This window comes from Phaeobacter sp., from assembly GCF_022825805.1.
Lineage (GTDB): Bacteria > Pseudomonadota > Alphaproteobacteria > Rhodobacterales > Rhodobacteraceae > Phaeobacter.
In genome coordinates this window covers 1-17,803 of record NZ_JAJDWC010000089.1, presented here as the reverse complement: position 1 = coordinate 17,803, position 17,803 = coordinate 1, and the positions used below count along the sequence as shown (strand labels likewise).

Genomic DNA, 17,803 nt, shown 5'->3' with positions numbered 1-17,803 from the left:
ATCGCGACCGCGATCCAAGGTTGGGTTATCTTGACCAGAGATTGCCGGCCAAATCAGGCCGAATTTACAAATAAAAACAGTCAACTGAACGTATGCGAACGCAGTCGTATGCGCCAAAAGGGGAGCATCTGATCCATGTTCTATCGTGAAGCGGGGGACTATAAAGTCTCCTACCAACAGGACAGCCAGACCTTCCCGATTAAGTTTGATCGCTACCGGTATTTCCTGGTCATGGCGGTGGCGTTCCTTGTGGTGCCATTCTTCGTTAACGACTACTGGGCAAACGCCATCCTGTTGCCGTTCTTGATCTACTCCATTGCCGCAATTGGGCTGAATATCCTGGTCGGATATTGTGGTCAGGTGTCGCTGGGAACGGGCGGTTTCATGGCGGTTGGGGCTTACGCCTGCTACAAGCTGATGACAGCCTTTCCCGAAGTCAGCATGTTTGTGCATGTTCTGCTGTCAGGGGGTATCACAGCCTTGGTCTGTGTCGCCTTTGGCTTGCCATCCCTGCGCATCAAAGGCTTCTACCTTGCGGTCGCAACCTTGGCTGCGCAGTTCTTTCTGGTCTGGTTGTTCAACCGTGTGCCGTGGTTTTACAATTACTCGGCATCTGGCCAGATCAATGCCCCTGAAAGGGACGTGTTCGGCGTCATCGTGACCGGCCCAAACGCACCGGCCTGGGCGACTTATCTGTTCAGCCTGATTTTCCTGACCGTCTGCGCAATTGTTGCCCGGAATCTGACGCGCGGGACCGTTGGCCGTAGTTGGATGGCCATCCGTGACATGGATATTGCAGCGGAGATTATTGGTGTGAACCCGCTGAAGGCGAAACTCTCGGCCTTTGGTGTCTCCGGCTTCTTTATCGGGATCTCTGGTGCGCTGTTCTTCGCCGTCTACCTTGGCGCTGTTGAAGTTGGCGAGGCCTTCGGGATCACCAAATCATTCCTTGTGCTCTTCATGGTGATCATCGGAGGTTTGGGGTCGATCTTTGGATCCTTTGCTGGCGCAGCCTTTTTGGTACTGCTGCCAGTTGTACTGAAGGTGGTCGGCGTTGACCTGTTGGGTTGGCCCACGGACATTGTTGCTCATTTCCAGCTGGTGATCGTTGGCGCTCTGATCATCGTGTTCCTGATTGCTGAACCGCACGGCATTGCCCAGCTTTGGCGCGTTGCAAAAGAGAAACTCAGACTATGGCCCTTCCCGCACTAGGCGGGCAGTGGCTGCTCGAATTGGCGGGGAAATAACAAGATCAATCCCGGCTGTAATCCCATCGGACAATTCAAGGGAGGATGAGACCCGATGAAACTGAAAATGACCACTTTGGCGCTCGGCGCTGTTATGGCGGCAAGCCCAGTGATGGCTGACCTGGTGTTTCCGTCGCTGAGCTATCGTACGGGCCCTTATGCAGCCGGGGGCATCCCGTTTGCAGATGGCTATGCTGATTATTTCACCCTGGTGAACGAGCGTGACGGCGGCATCGGTGGGGTCAAAGCCCGCGTTGTTGAATGCGAAACTGGCTACAACACCGAAAAAGGCGTCGAGTGCTACGAATCCACCAAAGGTGAAGGCGCGCTGATCTATCAACCGCTTTCCACTGGCATCACTTATCAGCTGATCCCCAAGGTCACTGCAGACGGCATTCCGCTGCACACCATGGGCTATGGCCGGACATCTGCGGCCAACGGCGAGGTGTTCAGCAACGTCTTCAACTATCCGGCAAACTACTGGGATGGCGCGTCTGGCATCATCAACTACCTGCTGGAAGCCAATGACGGGGACCTGAGTGGCAAGAAAGTATCGCTGCTGTTCCACAACTCTGCTTATGGCAAAGAGCCGATCCGCACGCTGGAAGAGCTGTCGAAAAAGCATGGGTTCACGCTGTCGACGCTTCCCGTTGACCACCCTGGTCAAGAGCAGAAATCCCAGTGGTTGCAGATCCGTCGTGACCGTCCGGATTTCGTGATCATGTGGGGTTGGGGCGTGATGAACCAGGTTGCGGTGCAGGAAGCGGCCAACATTCGGTTCCCAATGGATAAGTTCATCGGTGTCTGGTGGTCTGGCGCAGAGCATGACGTGATGCCCGCAGGTGAAAAGGCCGACGGCTATAAGGCTGTGACATTCCACGGTGTGGGTCGTGACTTCCCTGTGTTTGACGACATTCAGACGCATGTGGTTGACAAAGGCTTGGCAGCAGGCGCGGGCGATCAGATCGGTAACGTTCTGTATAACCGCGGCATGTACGCGGCGATGCTGGCTGTTGAAGCGGCGAAAACCGCACAGGAGCTGCATGGCACTGCGGAAATCACGCCTGCCATGATGCGGGACGGTATGGAAGCGCTGGAAATGCCAGAAGCACGTATGTCGGCCTTGGGCATGCCTCTGTTTGGCCCGGCCTTCAACGTGTCTTGCGAAAATCACGGCGGTCCAGGTCTGGTTGGCATGACGCAGTGGGATGCATCGGCAAAGGAATGGACGCTGATTTCCGATTTCGCACCGAGCGACCGTGAGGTCATCCAGCCGCTGATCGAAGCGGACTCGCTGGCTTACGCATCGGAAAACAACATCGAGCCAGGGTGCTGATGTGAACCTCTGTGTTGCGGCTGTTGTGGCCGCAGCGCAGAGCCGCGGCACCGCCGCATGTATCAAGCGGAACGGCGCACTTGTGCCGTTCCACAGAAAGCCCGGGTGCAGGACAGGCTCTGCATGGGCCGCGTGAGGATGAAACAGATGCTGGATACAGCCCAAACCCCTGATGTGCAGGCAGACTCCCTGCTTGAGGTCAACAACATCGAAGTGATTTATAATCACGTGATCCTCGTTCTGAAGGGCGTCAGCCTTAAGGTGCCAAAGGGAGGCATTACAGCTCTTCTTGGCGGTAACGGCGCTGGTAAAACCACCACGCTGAAAGCGATCTCAAACTTGCTGCACTCGGAACGTGGCCTGGTCACCAAAGGCAGCATCCAATACCGCGGGCAACGCGTGCAGGATCTCGATCCGGCCGATCTGGTGAAGAAGGGCGTGATCCAGGTAATGGAGGGACGCCATTGTTTTGAGCACCTGACAGTTGAGGAAAACCTCCTGACAGGGGCGTATACCCGCACCGATGCCAGCTCGAAGGTCCAGCAGGATCTGGAGATGGTCTACAATTATTTTCCGCGCCTGAAAGAGCGGCGCAAGAGCCAGGCGGGATACACGTCGGGTGGGGAACAGCAGATGTTGGCCATGGGACGGGCGTTGATGAGCCGTCCTGAGACCATTCTGCTTGATGAACCCTCAATGGGATTGGCGCCGCAGCTGGTTGAGCAGATTTTCGAGATTGTGAAATCGATCAACGAAAACGAAGGCGTGACCTTCCTTTTGGCGGAGCAGAACACGAATGTTGCGCTGCGCTACTCCCACTATGGATACATCCTGGAATCTGGGCGGGTGGTGATGGACGGCCCGGCGGCGGAACTGCGCGAGAACCCGGATGTGAAGGAATTCTATCTCGGTATGTCTGATGAAGGCCGCAAGAGTTTCCGCGATGTGCGGTCTTATCGTCGGCGTAAGCGGTGGTTGAGCTGAGGCGAGGAGAGCGACATGACCTTCTTTGATGAACTCGAAACCCGCAGCGCAGATTCGCGTGCGTCTGATCTTGCGGCGCAGCTCCCTGCGCAGATTGCGCGTGCTCAACAGGCGCCCGGATATGGCGCGGCCCTGGCTGAGGTGGACGCCTCAACGATTACTTCTGCGGATGCGCTGGCGGCACTGCCAGTGCTGCGGAAATCCGATCTGAGCAAAGCACAGTCCGTTGCGCCGCCATTCGGCGGGTTTGCCGTCAAACCAGCCCATGGTTTTGCGCATGTGTTCCAATCTCCAGGGCCCATCTATGAGCCCGGTGGCACCGATCACGATTGGTGGCGAATGGGGCGTTTCCTGCATGCCGTGGGCATTGGTGCCGGAGACATCGTGCAAAACTGTTTTGGCTACCACCTGACACCGGCAGGTATGATATTCGAAAACGGGGCCCGCGCAGTTGGCGCAGCGGTGCTGCCCGCGGGAACCGGCCAGACCGAGCTTCAGGTGACTGCCGCCCGCGATGTTGGTGTGACGGCCTATGCCGGAACGCCTGATTATCTCAAGGTGATCTTGGACCGGGCCGACAAAATGGGTGTTGAACTCAACATCTCCAAAGCGGCGGTCGGCGGCGGCGCGCTGTTTCCCTCCCTGCGTCAGGAATATGCAGACCGTGGCATTTCGTGTCTGCAGTCTTACGCGACTGCGGACCTGGGTAGCATCGCATATGAAAGTGCGGCCATGGACGGTATGATCGTTGACGAGCAAGTGATCGTCGAGATTGTCACGCCAGGGACTGGCACGCCTGTTGCCCCAGGCGAGGTCGGAGAGGTCGTGGTCACCACGCTCAACCCAGATTATCCTTTGATCCGATTTGCAACTGGTGATCTGTCCGCGGTGCTGCCGGGGCAATCCCCCTGTGGGCGCACCAACATGCGGATCAAGGGATGGATGGGACGTGCTGACCAGGCAACCAAGATCAAGGGCATGTTCGTGCGGCCAGAACAGGTTGCCGCGCTGGTTGAGAAGCATGATGAAATCGTCAAGGCGCGCGTCATCGCCAGTCGGGACGGTGAAATGGATGCGATGACGGTGCAGATCGAAGCGCAACAGGGCGACGAAATCGCATTTTCGCGCAGTGTGATCGAAGTTCTGAAATTGAAAGGGCGCGTGGAAGTTGTCGCGCCCGGTGCTCTGCCCAAGGACGGGCTGGTGATTGAGGATCAGCGCAGCTACGACTGACGATCCTCAAAAGTTGATCCGATGGGATCCCTGACTGGCGCAACCGGACGATTTGACCGGTTGCGCTTTTTTGCGACTGCAAGCAGCTTAGGCCGACCGGAATTGCAGGTTTTGCCCTCTGTTGGCCGCTTTGGACACGCTGCTTTAGACTGGCAATTTCGGCAAAAATGACGGAATGACATGTCTGAACCTCGGCGAGCGCGATCAGATGACGAAAACAAATGAAATCTCGGGAGTAGACGCGGCTGGTCGGGCTGATCCGCTTCCCCCGTTGGTGCCGCGCGCGCCAGGGTCTCGTTTTGGGCGCAAACACTCTGGCAGCTTGTTCGCGGTCGTGTCTGGGCTGGTTGCGCTGTTGTGTTTGTTGCCGATGTTTGCTGTGGCCATTGCGGCTGTCACGGGGGGCACAGACACAGTTGCGCATCTGGTGGATACCGTTTTGCTGCGCTACACCGGGACAACGCTTTTTCTGGTTTTGCTGGTGGCGGCGGGTACCGGATGCGTCGGTGTGGGTGCAGCCTGGCTGGTGACCATGACACGCTTTCCGGGTGTGCGGTGGCTCGAAGTTGTCTTGGTTCTGCCGCTTGCTTTCCCGGCATATGTGCTTGCCTACGCTTATACGTTCATTCTTGACCACCCAGGTATCGTTCAAACCACGCTGCGCGATGTCACCGGCTGGGGGCCACGGGATTATTGGTTCCCGGAGATCCGATCAGTTGGTGGTGCAGCTTTGATGCTGGTTCTGGTCTTGTACCCTTACGTCTACTTGCTTGCACGGGCGGCGTTTGTGCAGCAGAGCGCGGGCGCATTCCTGGCGGCGCGGGCGCTCGGCCAGACCTCATTGCAGGCATTTTGGCGGGTCAGCTTGCCAATGGCCCGACCTGCTATTGCCTCTGGGATGCTGTTGGCAGTGATGGAGACCATCGCTGATTTTGGTACGGTGAGCTATTTCGGCGTGCAGACCTTTGCGACTGGGATCTACACCAGTTGGTTCTCCATGGCGGATCGAGCCGCAGCTGCGCAGTTGGCTTTGGGTTTATTGGGATTTGCGCTGGCCCTGGCTTTGGCAGAGCGGATCAGCCGCGGGCAGGCACGATACCACCAGGCCGGGAAACAACATGCCAAGATGCCGCCCACGGACCTGCGGGGCTGGAAATCGGCAGCGGCCTTTGCGCTATGCGCGCTGCCGGTGCTGCTCGGTTTTCTGTTGCCGGTCGTGATCTTGGTCGACATGGGTTTTGAATCCGAACAGGATATTTTCACCCGCCGCTACCTCGGGTTTTTGCAAAATTCGGTAACGCTTGCGACAACGGCGGCGCTGCTCACGGTTGGGGCTGCTGTCTGTCTTGGGTTCCATCAGCGCCTGCGGCCCGGGCGCGCGTCTGCCTTTGCGGGCTATGTGGCGCGGCTAGGGTATGCCGTGCCGGGTGGTGTGATCGCAGTGGGGCTGATGGTGCCCTTTGCTGCGTTTGACAATGCGCTTGATGCCTGGATGCGTGCCAACTTCGAGATCAAGACAGGGTTGTTGGTCACGGGCTCAATCTGGCTCTTGGTGATGGCTTATATGGTCCGCTTCCTTGCTGCGGCTCTTGGGGCCCATGAAGGTGGGCAGGCCACCGTGCACCACAATATGGATGCCGCGGCGCGCTCTTTGGGGCAGGGACCAATCGGTATGCTGCGACGTGTGCATCTGCCGATCCTGACGCCCAGTCTGATGACCGCCCTGCTGATTGTGTTTGTGGACGTGATGAAGGAACTTCCGGCAACGCTCATCATGCGGCCGTTCAACTATGACACCTTGGCTGTACAGGCCTATAGGCTAGCGTCGGACGAGCGGCTGGAAGGCGCTGCTGTGCCCTCACTTGTTATTATGCTGGCAGGGCTCTTGCCTGTTTTGCTGATTTGCCGACAGGTGCGACGATCGGGCTAGCGCAGATCTACGGATCTGCCTGCCACCAGGCTTCAATATCATCTCGCGTGATTCTCTCTGCGGGTCCCAGTGCAACGAGCGTGGTTTTCTCGGCATCACATCGTTTGGCTGTCACCTCACGACCAACAACATGCAGCTCATATGCGCCTGAATTGGTCCGCACGAATCCTTTCATGCGGTAGATGCCATCGGGTCTGCTGGCGAGTTTCTCGCCCAAAGCGCGCCGATCCACGATGGCTGTGCTGTCATGATGCCAAGTTGTGTACGCAGGATGCGCCGCTGCGGTGCCAGCACTGGTTGGCAGCGGGAGGATGTCGAAGATCAATGGCGCAACTGGTGCGTCATCCAACACAGCTACGTTGCGGGGGGTCAGATGTTCAAAGCCCAGTTCAGAGCCGTCCGTAGCGTCCGAGCGCTTGCTGATCAGGACAAGATCCGCCGCCTGAACCTGTTGAGAGACCTGATCCCGGAGCATGGGGTCCGCGAGGAGATCCGGGAAATTCACCGCATCCACGACGCAGACGATACCGCCATAGCTGGTCCGAGACTCGTTTCTAACGATATCGGCAATTGCAGCGGGGTCTGACACACCGCTTGCTTCGACAATGATATGATCAGGCGTCGGATCCGAAGACAGAATCTGGTGCAGTGATAGCGCAAGATCATCTCCGAGTGAGCAACAGACGCAGCCATTGTCCAAGGCGTAGGTTTCTGCGCCTTGGTCTGTCAGCAGTTTGTTGTCGATATTGATCTGACCGAAATCATTTACCAACACGGTCAGCCGCAGGCCGTGATCTTCTTGCAGCAGCCGGTTGATCAGTGTGGTTTTTCCGGCGCCAAGATACCCGCTAACGATGGTGACAGGGCAGCGCATTTTGGTTTCCCCCCGATGGTTCGGGGACAGCTATATGCACTTGGTTCACGGTCGTCCACAAATCAAACCACGCGAGGATCGCATTGGCCTGAAACGCAAAAGGCGCAGGACAAAGCCTGCGCCTCAGCAATTCTAACCAGTGTAGGTGGGATTATTCCCAACCAACGTCGTTGAAGATTTTCTGTGCAGTTGGCACGTTTTTCGCAACTTTGGACAGATCCACGTCATCCGCGGTGAAGTCGCCCAGTTTGGAAACGCTTGCGGATTTCGCAACACCTGCAACTGCGGGGAATTCATCGTTCCCACCGGAGAAGTATTCCTGTGCCTGGTCAGACGCCAGATACTCCAGGAACTTGATCGCGTTGTCACGGTTCGGTGCGTGGGCTGCAACACCACCACCGGAGAGGTTCATATGCGCACCTTCCGCGTCTTGCGCAGGGAAGATCACCTGAATCTGATCGATGTCTGCGGTCAGGCCTTTGACGTCTTTGCGCAGGCCGCGTGCAAAGTAGTAGGAGTTCGCAACCGAGATGTCACATTCGCCGGAAATGATGCCGCGCAGCTGATCGGTGTCACCGCCCTGCGGAGCACGAGCGAAGTTCGCAACCATGCCAGCTGCCCAGTCGCGGGCCGCTTCTTCACCGTGGTTTTCGATGATCGCAGACAGCAGAGTCTGGGAGTAGACATTGCTGGAAGAACGGTGGCAGACCATACCTTTGTACTCAGGCTTTGCCAGATCCAGATAGTTGGTGGGTGGGTTAGACACTTCGTCTTTGTCGACAAAGATGATGCGCGCACGCTGGGAGAAGCCGAACCACTGGTTGTCGCTGTCCTGCAGGTTTGCTGGGATGCGCTCTTCCAGGGTTGCGCTTTCGATGCCCTGCAGCACACCTGCGTCTTTTGCGCGCTCCAGACGGGAAGTGTCGACGGTCAGCAGGACGTCGGCGGGGGAGTTCGCACCCTCTGCTTCCATGCGGGCGATCAGCTCGTCAGCTTTGCCTTCGATACGGTTGATCTTGATGCCTGTTGCGGCTTCAAAATCAGAGTAAAGGCGCTCGTCTGTGTCGTAGTGGCGGGACGAGTAGAGGTTCAGCTCACCCTCTGCGGCGGCAGTGGTTGCAATGGCAGCAGTCAATGCGCCAGCAAGGATTGTCGTCGATTTCAGCATGGTAGATCCCATCTTGTCAGAACTTTTGCGGGGGCAGCGCAAAAGGCACCGTACCCAACTAGTTTTGTCAGATATAGGAATTCACTGAGGATGCAAACTAAAACCGACAAAATCAATCAGAAAATATTGAGCAACGTTTTGCCCGGTTTCTTCAGTGCCATGTGGCAAAACAAAATCGCACAAACAAAAAGACCGCATCTAATGATGCGGTCTCTTACGATCTGCTTGTGATGCTGTATCAGCCCTGGCGTGCTTTAAAACGACGCTGAGTCTTGTTGATCACGTATACACGACCCTTGCGACGCACAACGCGGCAGTCACGGTGCCGGTTCTTGAGCGAGCGGAGCGAGTTCTTGACCTTCATGGCCTATCTCCTGTTCTGCGGCGCGAACCAGCGCCTGGGTTTGCGGGTGCCTCGATCCGTAGACCAAAACAGTGAATTCATGGTGGGCGATACAAGGTTCGAACTTGTGACCCCTTCGATGTCAACGAAGTGCTCTACCACTGAGCTAATCGCCCATGAATACCTGCGGTTCATACCAACTCCGCGTTCGGAGGTGCGTCATCGCCGCCAGTGAAGGGGTCTATAAAAGGAGTCGGAGAGGGGTGCAAGAGCTTTTGACCATAGAAATTTCCAGACTATGCTGTTTATTGAACATGACCGGCTGGGACCCGTATGTCTGATACAGTATTTTCACTAGAGATGCCGCAGGAATTGTCTGCAGGGGTGGTTTTTGCCTCCCCCCATAGTGGTTCTGCCTATTCAGCAGCATTCTTGGCGCGATCCGTTCTGGATCCTCTGCAACTGCGCAGCTCAGAAGATGCCTTCGTGCATGAGCTGTTCTCTGCAGCGCCGCGCTTCGGTATGCCGCTCCTAAGAGCGCTTGCGCCACGGGCTTATCTGGATCTGAATCGATCAACCGAAGAACTGGATCCTGCTTTGATCGAAGGGGTCACCAAGCGGAATCAAAACCCCCGTGTGGCATCCGGTCTTGGCGTTGTACCGCGAGTGGTGGCGCATGGACGTGCCATTTATCGTGGCAAAATCAGCCAAGCGGAGGCGAATCGCCGGATTGAAACCTATTGGCGCCCTTATCATGCTGCACTTCAGCAGGTGCTGGACGATGCAGCCAGTGCCTTTGGTCAGGCGGTTTTGATTGATTGCCATTCTATGCCCCACGAAGCCTTGGCTGCCTCCGGTCGGCGGCCAGCGGGTTTGCCCGAAGTTGTCTTGGGTGATCGATTCGGAGCGGCGGCGCATAGTGACGTTATGGATCGCGTCGAGCAGGCGTTTGTTGATGCCGGGTTGCGTGTCGCGAGAAATGCGCCGTTTGCAGGCGCCTATATCACTCAGGCCTATGGCCGCCCGTCGCGTGGCCAACATGCGATCCAAGTCGAAATTGATCGCAGCCTCTACATGGATGAGGTGCGGATCAGGAAAAACGCGAATTTTGAGTCGTTGCAGACTGTCCTTTCGGACGTTGTTGCCGACATTGCAAAGCTGCGCTTGGACCCATTGGCTTTGGCCGCCGAATAACGAGGCCTAGCGCAGTGATCGGCCCTTCTTGATCACCCCGGTTCCGTATCTTTTGCGCAGTGCATCCGTTGCGCGCTCGGCTTTGGCGCGTTGTGCGGCTTGGGGGTCGAGAAGATCAGTGGTGATATCGGCCTGCGTTTCCGGAACGAGATCTGAGATACCGCAGCCAATCAAGCGGTAGGGACCTTCTGTTTTTGGCACCTGATCCAGCAAGGATCTTGCACAGCGGTAAATCGCATCGGCGATTTGCGTTGGGTCTCGCAGTGACTGTCGTCTTGTCAGATTGGTGTGATTGGCCCGTTTCAGTTTCAAGGTCACCACACGGCCTGCCATCTGCTTTGCCTTGGCCCGATCTGACACTTGTTCTGCCAGACGCCACAGGTGGCCGTCCAAGATCTCTGGATCTAATGTGTCTGCATTGAAGGTTGTTTCTTTTGAAATGGATTTGACTGGGGCATTTGCGGACACCTTACGACGGTCCTTTCCCCGCGCCAGATGCCATAGCCTGTCGCCCATTGAACCGAATCTGCTGTTCAGTTCGGTCAGGTCCCACCGCAGCAGATCAGCAAAAGTGCGAATCCCTGCCTTGTCCAACGCTGTCTGTGCGGATGGGCCGATGCCCCAAATCAGCCGTACGGGTTTGTCATGAAGGAAATCGGCAGTTTCCGCTGCACCGATCACGGAGAACCCCCTCGGTTTGTCGAGGTCAGATGCAACCTTTGCCAGGAATTTGTTGTGCGATAGACCAATGGAGCCTGTGATGCCCAACTCATCTTTCATGCGTTTGACGAGACCTGCCAGCATGACGGCGGGCGGCGCGCCATGCAGGCGTTGGGTTCCGGACAGGTCCATGAAGGCCTCGTCCAGTGACAGGGGCTCTACGTCCGGCGTCAGCGCGTCCATCATGGCGCGCACCTGACGGCTGACCTCTGCATATGCATCCATCCGCGGTTTGATGACGACTGCATCTGGGCAGAGTTTGAGCGCTTGGAACATTGGCATCGCAGATCTGACGCCGCGAATACGGGCAACGTAGCAAGCGGTTGAAACAACGCCGCGCTGGCCGCCACCGATAATCACGGGTTTGTCCGCAAGATCGGGATTGTCGCGTTTTTCCACGCTGGCGTAAAATGCATCACAGTCCATATGCGCCATCGACAAGGAAAACAGTTCTGGATGGGCTTTGATGCGCGAACTCTTACACTTCGGGCAGCGTTTTGGCGGGGTGGCGGTGGTTTTCCCGGATTTCAACACCCCATAGGAGAGACAGTCCCGGCAGAGAATCTGCAGGGGTTTTTCCGTGACTTGCGCAGAAGGCTCTGCATCTGTTGCCGGGTCAGACATTGGACAATCTGTTAAATCGGTGGGCCGTCAGAATCGCCATCTGGGCGAGAGGGATCACATTAGCCTTCGCCAGCGACCTTGTCTCCACATCTTCATTATCCCGGACGGTGGGGGAGTTTGTCGTGCCTTGTCGGGCTGTGTGTGTCGCGGACGGGCCGCTGCAACATCTCCCTATCCGGGCCCCCGCCAGAACGTGGGTATGTCAATCGATAGGTTGCCAACAAAGAATCCCCCGCTGCTGAAAGCGGGGGAAGGTGACGAACCTCAGGAAGAGTAGGGTCGTCTGGGGAGTGTCTCACCCCTATCGTCCGATATCTTGGTGGTTTCGCAAAGTTGCCGGTGTGATTGATGGCATTCTGCTTTGGGCTGTGTGCTTTTGGAGGCACAGTCGTTAAGGGCGTTCAAAATAGGTAATATCTTCAAAAATTGCTGTTAAAACTGGCGCTTGCGATTGGAGTTGCGCATGTCCTGAACACAAAAAACTCCTGCCTGCTTTCTGGCGGGCAAGAGTTTTATTTCTGCGTATTTTTTGTGCAACTAGAGCCAGCGGTATCAAAACACCTCATCCGTATTGCAACTGTTTAGCAACCCAAGGCAGATGCAGACGGCCTTTTGGTTCACGCTGGCAGGGATGCCAAGATGTCCGTCGCCGCAGCCCGCGGTGAATCAGCGGTCCAGATCGGGCGCCCGACCACAATGTGATCGGCTCCGTTTTTCAATGCCATTTCCGGTGTGGCGACGCGTTTTTGGTCCCCAAGAGCGGCTCCTGCCGGGCGCACGCCAGGGGTCACAATCAGTTTGCCAGTTGCTTCGGACAGGGCGCGGATGGAGTGCGCTTCCTGCGGGCTTGCGATGACACCATCGGCGCCAGCCGCCAGGGCCAGCCCTGCGCGTTCTTGTACCAGATCCGCGACATCGCCGGGCTTGATCAGTGCTTCGTCAAGGTCAGTGCGATCAAGCGAGGTCAGAACGGTAACCGCCAGAATTTTCAGATTGCTGCCAGCGGCGCCTTCTTTTGCTGCGCGCACGACATGCGGATCGCCATGGACCGTCAGAAAATCCAGATCAAACTGTGCCAGACCACGCACTGCGGCCTCGACAGTGGCGCCAATGTCAAAGAGCTTCATATCCAGAAAAATGCGTTTGCCATGTTCCTGTTTCAGCTCATTGGCCAGGGCCAGCCCGCCACCTGTCAGCATGCCAAGCCCGATCTTGTAGAAAGACACGCTGTCCCCCAGTTGTTCGGCGAGCTTCAAACCCGCAATGGCATTGGGAACATCCATCGCGACAATCAAGCGGTCATCGGCATTCTGGGTCATCTGAAAATCCTCTCGGCTGGCATGTCTTCGTCGTTCGAGCCTGATTAAACGCCGAACCGTTGTGTGAAAAGCCCAATTTCCCGGCCGCGCGCTGAACAGGGTTGCCCTCATTTCTTTGATCGAGGTCAGGGATTTGGTCACATGTTTGCGGCAGACTGATCTTGAAGAGACGCAAAGATCTCCCACATTTGATGCAAGGCCCTGACCGGGACGTGCCGCCAAGCGGGCGTTTTATTGCAGGGAGCTTATATAAGGAGAGCAAGATGGACTTGAGCAAGTTCACAGAGCGGGCCCGTGGATTCATGCAGGCCGCGCAAACGATCGCCCGTCGCGAAGAGCACCAGCGTCTGATGCCAGAGCATCTGCTGAAAGCTTTGCTGGACGACGAGCAGGGATTGGCAAGCAACCTCATTTCTCGTGCAGGCGGAACCCCGGCGCAGGTTACGATGGCGCTGGACCTGGAGCTGGGCAAGCTGCCCAAAGTGCAGGGCTCCTCTGCGGATGTGTATCTCGACAGTCAGACTGCGAAGGTGCTGGATGAGGCGGTGAAAATCGCCGAAAAGGCAGGGGACAGTTTTGTTCCGGTTGAGCGTGTGTTGATGGCGCTCTGCCTGGTGAAATCTCGGGCCAAAGACGCGCTGACCGCTGGCAATGTGTCCGCGCAATCCCTGAACGAAGCGATCAATGACATTCGAAAAGGCCGCAAGGCGGATTCTGCGACCGTTGAAGAGGGCTATGATGCGCTCCGGAAATATGCGCGCGATCTGACAGAGGCGGTGCGCGACGGCAAAATTGATCCAATTATTGGCCGCGACGAAGAAATCCGCCGCGCCATGCAGGTGTTGAGCCGTAGAACCAAGAACAATCCGGTCCTGATTGGCGAACCTGGGGTCGGTAAAACCGCGATCGCCGAGGGAATGGCCCTGCGGATTGTGAATGGTGATGTTCCAGAAAGCCTGCGAGACAAACAGCTTCTATCGCTGGACATGGGGGCTCTGATCGCGGGGGCTAAATACCGTGGCGAGTTTGAAGAGCGGCTGAAGTCTGTTTTGACCGAAGTCACCGAAGCTGCCGGTGAAATCATCCTGTTTATTGACGAGATGCACACCCTTGTCGGCGCGGGTAAATCTGATGGTGCGATGGATGCCGCCAATCTGATCAAGCCAGCTTTGGCGCGTGGTGAACTGCATTGCATTGGCGCCACCACGCTGGATGAGTATCGCAAATATGTCGAAAAAGACGCGGCACTGGCGCGACGCTTCCAGCCTGTGATGGTCACGGAGCCCACCGTCGAAGACACCGTCTCCATTCTGCGCGGCATCAAAGAGAAATATGAATTGCACCACGGTGTACGGATCGCGGACGCCGCTTTGGTTGCTGCCGCGACCTTGTCGCATCGGTACATCACGGATCGTTTCCTGCCAGATAAGGCGATTGACCTGGTCGATGAGGCTGCGGCGCGGTTGCGGATGCAAGTGGACAGCAAACCAGAAGAGCTGGACGCTTTGGATCGCCAGATCCTGCAGATGCAGATCGAAGAAGAGGCGCTCAAGCTTGAGGATGATGCCGCCTCAAAGGATCGTCTTGAGACCCTGCAACGCGAGCTGTCGGGCCTGCAGGAACAGTCTGCTCAGATGACCGCGCAATGGCAGTCCGAGCGTGACAAACTGGCGTCTGCTCGTGAGTTGAAAGAACAACTGGATCGCGCACGCGCTGATTTGGATGCGGCCAAGCGAGAGGGCAATCTGGCACGGGCAGGGGAGCTGTCTTATGGCGTGATCCCAGGGCTTGAAAAACAGTTGGCCGACGCCGAGGCGTCTGAGAGGGATGGGTTGATGGTCGAAGAGGCCGTGCGACCCGAGCAGATCGCCGGCGTGGTAGAGCGCTGGACAGGTATTCCGACATCCAAAATGCTCGAAGGAGAGCGCGAAAAGCTGCTTCGGATGGAGGCAGACCTGCATGGGCGCGTGATCGGCCAAGAGGCGGCGGTGACTGCAGTGTCAAATGCGGTCCGGCGCGCCCGCGCTGGGCTCAATGATGAAAACCGCCCACTTGGGTCGTTCCTCTTCCTTGGCCCAACCGGCGTCGGCAAAACCGAATTGACCAAAGCGGTGGCAGAATTTCTCTTTGACGATGACAGCGCCATGGTGCGTGTTGATATGTCTGAATTCATGGAAAAGCATGCGGTCGCTCGCTTGATCGGGGCCCCTCCGGGATACGTTGGCTACGATGAAGGTGGGGTGCTGACCGAAGCGGTGCGGCGTAAGCCATATCAGGTTGTGCTGTTTGACGAGGTCGAAAAAGCCCATCCAGATGTGTTCAATGTATTGTTGCAGGTCCTGGACGACGGTGTGTTGACGGATGGCCAGGGCAGAACTGTGGATTTCAAACAGACCCTCATCATCCTGACTTCCAACCTGGGGGCGCAGGCGCTGAGCCAGTTGCCAGATGGGGCGGACGCTGCAGACGCCAAACGAGATGTCATGGATGCGGTTCGGGCCCATTTCCGTCCTGAGTTCCTCAATCGTTTGGATGAGACCATCATTTTCGACCGACTGGCCCGCAAGGATATGGATGGGATCGTCACTTTGCAGCTGGCACGGCTTGAACGGCGACTCGCAGGCCGAAAGATCGAATTGGCGCTGGAGGATGGTGCAAAAACCTGGCTGGCGGACGAGGGCTATGATCCGGTGTTTGGTGCGCGCCCCTTGAAACGGGTCATTCAGCGTGCTTTGCAAAACCCACTGGCGGAGATGTTGCTGTCTGGCGATATCAAGGACGGCGATACAATTCCCGTCAGCGCCGGGGCGGATGGGTTGATCATCGGCGACAGGCTGGGCACCACTGAACGGCCGCTGCCTGGGGATGCTGTCGTCCACTGAGCTGACACTTCTACTCTTGCAGCAAGCCCGCGTCCGCCGCTGGGCTTGCTGTGGGCCATTTTGGCCCCACAGTCCGAGTGGCGGGGGCGATTGGAACGGTGGGAGCGGGCAGCACCAAAGGAACGTCTGAGGTGTTTAGGGTTCCTCATCACTTTTGCGCCTAACGTTACAATAATATCGCGTAGACGTGAGTCGATATGTTTTGGCATAGCGCCCCGGCTGACTTACGTCAGATAGGACGAGAGATGAAAAGGAGGCCGCAGATGGCCAATCGCTGGAAAAACGACCTGACCCGCGCGGATGCGACCCCTTATGAGGCGTTCCTGAACCGCAGACAGATCATGGCGGGGCTCGGCGGCGCGATTGGTCTTGGCCTGTCTGGAGTTGGCAGTGCCGCGGCCGCATCGGAAACAGCAGAGTTGGAACCCAACACCTGGGAAGAGGTGACCACCTACTGTAACTTCTATGAATTCGGTACCGGCAAAGGTGACCCAGCGGCTTACGCTGGGCAAATGACCACCTCGCCTTGGAGTGTAGAAATTGACGGTCTCGTGGATCGCCCTGGTAGCTACTCGATGGAGCAGATCCTGGAGGCGATGACGCTGGAAGAGCGCATCTACAGATTCCGTTGCGTCGAAGCCTGGTCCATGGTCATCCCGTGGCAGGGATTTGAACTGGCCGACCTGCTGGATCTGGCAGGGGTTCAGTCTGAGGCCAAATACGTGGCCTTTGAAACGCTCTACCGCCCCTCTGAGATGCCGGGTACGGCCTATCGCGTTCTGGATTGGCCCTACCGGGAGGGGCTGCGTCTTGATGAGGCGCGTCATCCGCTCACGATCATGGCCACAGGTATCTTTGATAAACCGCTCCCAAATCAGAATGGCGCACCGCTGCGGTTGGTTGTTCCGTGGAAGTATGGCTTCAAATCCATCAAATCGGTGGTGCGCATCACGCTGACCGATCAGGAACCTCACGCCAGCTGGAATGTGGCCAATCCGCGTGAATACGGATTCTACAGCAATGTGAATCCCAATGTATCTCATCCGCGTTGGAGTCAGGCCAGCGAGCGCCGTATTGGTGGTGGTCTCTTTGCCCGTCGGCAGCCGACTACCATGTTCAATGGCTACGCTGATGAGGTCGCCTCCCTGTATGAGGGTATGGATCTCGCGAAGTTCTTTTGATGGACGGGTTGCACGGGATCCTGCGTAGAGTGCCGATTTGGCTGGTCTACGTTGCGGGTATGGCGCCTGCGGTCTGGTTGTTCTTCCAGGCACTGCAGGGCAGCCTTGGTGTGGACCCCGTAAAGGCACTCGAGCATCGATATGGGGAGCTGGCTCTGCAGCTCTTCGTGGCGACCCTTGCGATTTCACCTTTGCGTCGTCTTGCAGGGCTGAACCTGCTGCGGTTTCGCCGGTCGATCGGGCTGTTGTCCTTCTTCTATGTGGCCTGCCATCTGTTGGTTTGGCTTGTCCTGGATGTTCAGCTTGTGGGGCAGATCCTGGGGGACATTGCAAAACGACCTTATATCACCATCGGGATGGTGGCTCTTGTCTTGATGTTACCTCTGGCCCTTACCTCCAATAACCGCTCAGTGCGCCGACTGGGCCCCAAGTGGCGACAGCTGCATCGGCTTACCTATCCAGCGGGGGTGCTTGGTGCGATCCACTATGTGATGGTGGCAAAAGGCTTCCAGGTCGAACCGTTGGTATATCTCGCGGTGATCGTGACACTTCTAGTGTTGCGCACAGGATCTTGGCGGCTTCGCTTTGCGTGAACGTATCGCCTGACCTCACCGCTCGTTCTGCCCTTTATTGACCGCGGCTTTTATGGCCGCGGTTTTTTTGATTTTTGAGTGACTCGTTTTGTTTGGTTGTGGGTAATGTGTTGTTGGTTGTGGATAAGGTTGTTTTGTTTGGCTGTTTTGGTTTGTTTGGTGTGTGTTTGGCGAG

General features: G+C 56.9%; 14 protein-coding genes and 1 tRNA gene. 9 read left to right on the top strand and 6 right to left on the bottom strand.

Annotated elements, in window-relative coordinates; genetic code table 11:
- Positions 1–135: 135 nt before the first annotated feature.
- The 5 genes from Q0C28_RS09970 to Q0C28_RS09950 all read left to right on the top strand — a co-directional run bounded on the left by Q0C28_RS09970 (position 136) and on the right by Q0C28_RS09950 (position 6,730).
- The gene (locus Q0C28_RS09970; protein ID WP_293575300.1) at positions 136–1,212 is read left to right on the top strand and encodes a branched-chain amino acid ABC transporter permease; all 1,077 of its coding nucleotides are present in this window, start codon (positions 136–138) and stop codon (positions 1,210–1,212) included.
- A gap of 90 nt (positions 1,213–1,302) precedes the next feature.
- Positions 1,303–2,583: an ABC transporter substrate-binding protein gene (locus Q0C28_RS09965; protein ID WP_293575298.1), complete on the top strand. Its 1,281-nt coding sequence runs from the start codon at positions 1,303–1,305 to the stop codon at positions 2,581–2,583.
- Between the two features lie 147 nt (positions 2,584–2,730).
- Positions 2,731–3,567: an ABC transporter ATP-binding protein gene (locus Q0C28_RS09960; protein WP_293575297.1), complete on the top strand. Its 837-nt coding sequence runs from the start codon at positions 2,731–2,733 to the stop codon at positions 3,565–3,567.
- 15 nt (positions 3,568–3,582) lie between these two features.
- Positions 3,583–4,800: a phenylacetate--CoA ligase family protein gene (locus tag Q0C28_RS09955; RefSeq protein WP_293575295.1), complete on the top strand. Its 1,218-nt coding sequence runs from the start codon at positions 3,583–3,585 to the stop codon at positions 4,798–4,800.
- Positions 4,801–5,170: 370 nt separating this feature from the next.
- Positions 5,171–6,730 (top strand): iron ABC transporter permease, encoded by a 1,560-nt coding sequence (locus tag Q0C28_RS09950; RefSeq protein WP_293575432.1) that lies wholly within the window; start codon positions 5,171–5,173, stop codon positions 6,728–6,730.
- 7 nt (positions 6,731–6,737) lie between these two features.
- On the opposite strand, the gene Q0C28_RS09945 is transcribed toward Q0C28_RS09950, so the two are convergent.
- The 4 genes from Q0C28_RS09945 to Q0C28_RS09930 all read right to left on the bottom strand — a co-directional run bounded on the left by Q0C28_RS09945 (position 6,738) and on the right by Q0C28_RS09930 (position 9,291).
- Positions 6,738–7,604, bottom strand: a complete 867-nt coding sequence (locus tag Q0C28_RS09945; RefSeq protein WP_293575293.1) for a GTP-binding protein — start codon at positions 7,602–7,604, stop codon at positions 6,738–6,740.
- 151 nt (positions 7,605–7,755) lie between these two features.
- Positions 7,756–8,772 carry an extracellular solute-binding protein gene (locus Q0C28_RS09940; RefSeq protein WP_293575430.1) on the bottom strand — a complete coding sequence of 339 codons (1,017 nt, stop codon included), beginning with the start codon at positions 8,770–8,772 and terminating at the stop codon, positions 7,756–7,758.
- A gap of 238 nt (positions 8,773–9,010) precedes the next feature.
- Positions 9,011–9,136 (bottom strand): type B 50S ribosomal protein L36, encoded by a 126-nt coding sequence (gene ykgO / locus Q0C28_RS09935; RefSeq protein WP_008562923.1) that lies wholly within the window; start codon positions 9,134–9,136, stop codon positions 9,011–9,013.
- An 80-nt stretch (positions 9,137–9,216) separates the two neighbouring features.
- A tRNA-Val gene (locus tag Q0C28_RS09930) sits at positions 9,217–9,291 on the bottom strand.
- A gap of 157 nt (positions 9,292–9,448) precedes the next feature.
- On the opposite strand from Q0C28_RS09930, the gene Q0C28_RS09925 reads away from it, so the two are divergent.
- Positions 9,449–10,309 carry an N-formylglutamate amidohydrolase gene (locus tag Q0C28_RS09925; RefSeq protein WP_293575292.1) on the top strand — a complete coding sequence of 287 codons (861 nt, stop codon included), beginning with the start codon at positions 9,449–9,451 and terminating at the stop codon, positions 10,307–10,309.
- 6 nt (positions 10,310–10,315) lie between these two features.
- Here the strand turns inward: Q0C28_RS09925 and Q0C28_RS09920 are convergent, their stop codons facing one another.
- Both Q0C28_RS09920 and pyrF read right to left on the bottom strand, forming a co-directional pair.
- The gene (locus Q0C28_RS09920; protein WP_293575290.1) at positions 10,316–11,653 is read right to left on the bottom strand and encodes a DNA polymerase IV; all 1,338 of its coding nucleotides are present in this window, start codon (positions 11,651–11,653) and stop codon (positions 10,316–10,318) included.
- A 617-nt stretch (positions 11,654–12,270) separates the two neighbouring features.
- Complete coding sequence (gene pyrF / locus Q0C28_RS09915; RefSeq protein ID WP_293575289.1) at positions 12,271–12,972, bottom strand: orotidine-5'-phosphate decarboxylase; 702 nt, start codon at positions 12,970–12,972, stop codon at positions 12,271–12,273.
- A gap of 263 nt (positions 12,973–13,235) precedes the next feature.
- Between pyrF and clpB the strand changes: the two genes are divergently transcribed.
- From clpB to msrQ, 3 genes are all read left to right on the top strand, one after another.
- Complete coding sequence (gene clpB / locus Q0C28_RS09910; RefSeq protein WP_293575288.1) at positions 13,236–15,854, top strand: ATP-dependent chaperone ClpB; 2,619 nt, start codon at positions 13,236–13,238, stop codon at positions 15,852–15,854.
- A gap of 263 nt (positions 15,855–16,117) precedes the next feature.
- Positions 16,118–17,035, top strand: a complete 918-nt coding sequence (gene msrP, locus Q0C28_RS09905; protein ID WP_293575287.1) for a protein-methionine-sulfoxide reductase catalytic subunit MsrP — start codon at positions 16,118–16,120, stop codon at positions 17,033–17,035.
- Complete coding sequence (gene msrQ / locus Q0C28_RS09900; protein WP_293575285.1) at positions 17,035–17,628, top strand: protein-methionine-sulfoxide reductase heme-binding subunit MsrQ; 594 nt, start codon at positions 17,035–17,037, stop codon at positions 17,626–17,628. The genes msrP and msrQ overlap by 1 nt, the downstream gene beginning before the upstream one ends.
- Positions 17,629–17,803 lie beyond the last annotated feature (175 nt).

Excerpts from the sequence above, each read along its gene's own strand:
- Q0C28_RS09970 (WP_293575300.1), top strand. The coding sequence starts at position 136 with ATGTTCTATCGTGAAGCGGGGGACTATAAAGTCTCCTACCAACAGGAC.
- Q0C28_RS09965 (WP_293575298.1), top strand. The coding sequence starts at position 1,303 with ATGAAACTGAAAATGACCACTTTGGCGCTCGGCGCTGTTATGGCGGCA.
- Q0C28_RS09960 (WP_293575297.1), top strand. The coding sequence starts at position 2,731 with ATGCTGGATACAGCCCAAACCCCTGATGTGCAGGCAGACTCCCTGCTT.
- Q0C28_RS09955 (WP_293575295.1), top strand. The coding sequence starts at position 3,583 with ATGACCTTCTTTGATGAACTCGAAACCCGCAGCGCAGATTCGCGTGCG.
- Q0C28_RS09950 (WP_293575432.1), top strand. The coding sequence starts at position 5,171 with ATGTTTGCTGTGGCCATTGCGGCTGTCACGGGGGGCACAGACACAGTT.
- Q0C28_RS09945 (WP_293575293.1), bottom strand. The coding sequence starts at position 7,604 with ATGCGCTGCCCTGTCACCATCGTTAGCGGGTATCTTGGCGCCGGAAAA.
- Q0C28_RS09940 (WP_293575430.1), bottom strand. The coding sequence starts at position 8,772 with ATGCTGAAATCGACGACAATCCTTGCTGGCGCATTGACTGCTGCCATT.
- ykgO (WP_008562923.1), bottom strand. The coding sequence starts at position 9,136 with ATGAAGGTCAAGAACTCGCTCCGCTCGCTCAAGAACCGGCACCGTGAC.
- Q0C28_RS09925 (WP_293575292.1), top strand. The coding sequence starts at position 9,449 with ATGTCTGATACAGTATTTTCACTAGAGATGCCGCAGGAATTGTCTGCA.
- Q0C28_RS09920 (WP_293575290.1), bottom strand. The coding sequence starts at position 11,653 with ATGTCTGACCCGGCAACAGATGCAGAGCCTTCTGCGCAAGTCACGGAA.
- pyrF (WP_293575289.1), bottom strand. The coding sequence starts at position 12,972 with ATGACCCAGAATGCCGATGACCGCTTGATTGTCGCGATGGATGTTCCC.
- clpB (WP_293575288.1), top strand. The coding sequence starts at position 13,236 with ATGGACTTGAGCAAGTTCACAGAGCGGGCCCGTGGATTCATGCAGGCC.
- msrP (WP_293575287.1), top strand. The coding sequence starts at position 16,118 with ATGGCCAATCGCTGGAAAAACGACCTGACCCGCGCGGATGCGACCCCT.
- msrQ (WP_293575285.1), top strand. The coding sequence starts at position 17,035 with ATGGACGGGTTGCACGGGATCCTGCGTAGAGTGCCGATTTGGCTGGTC.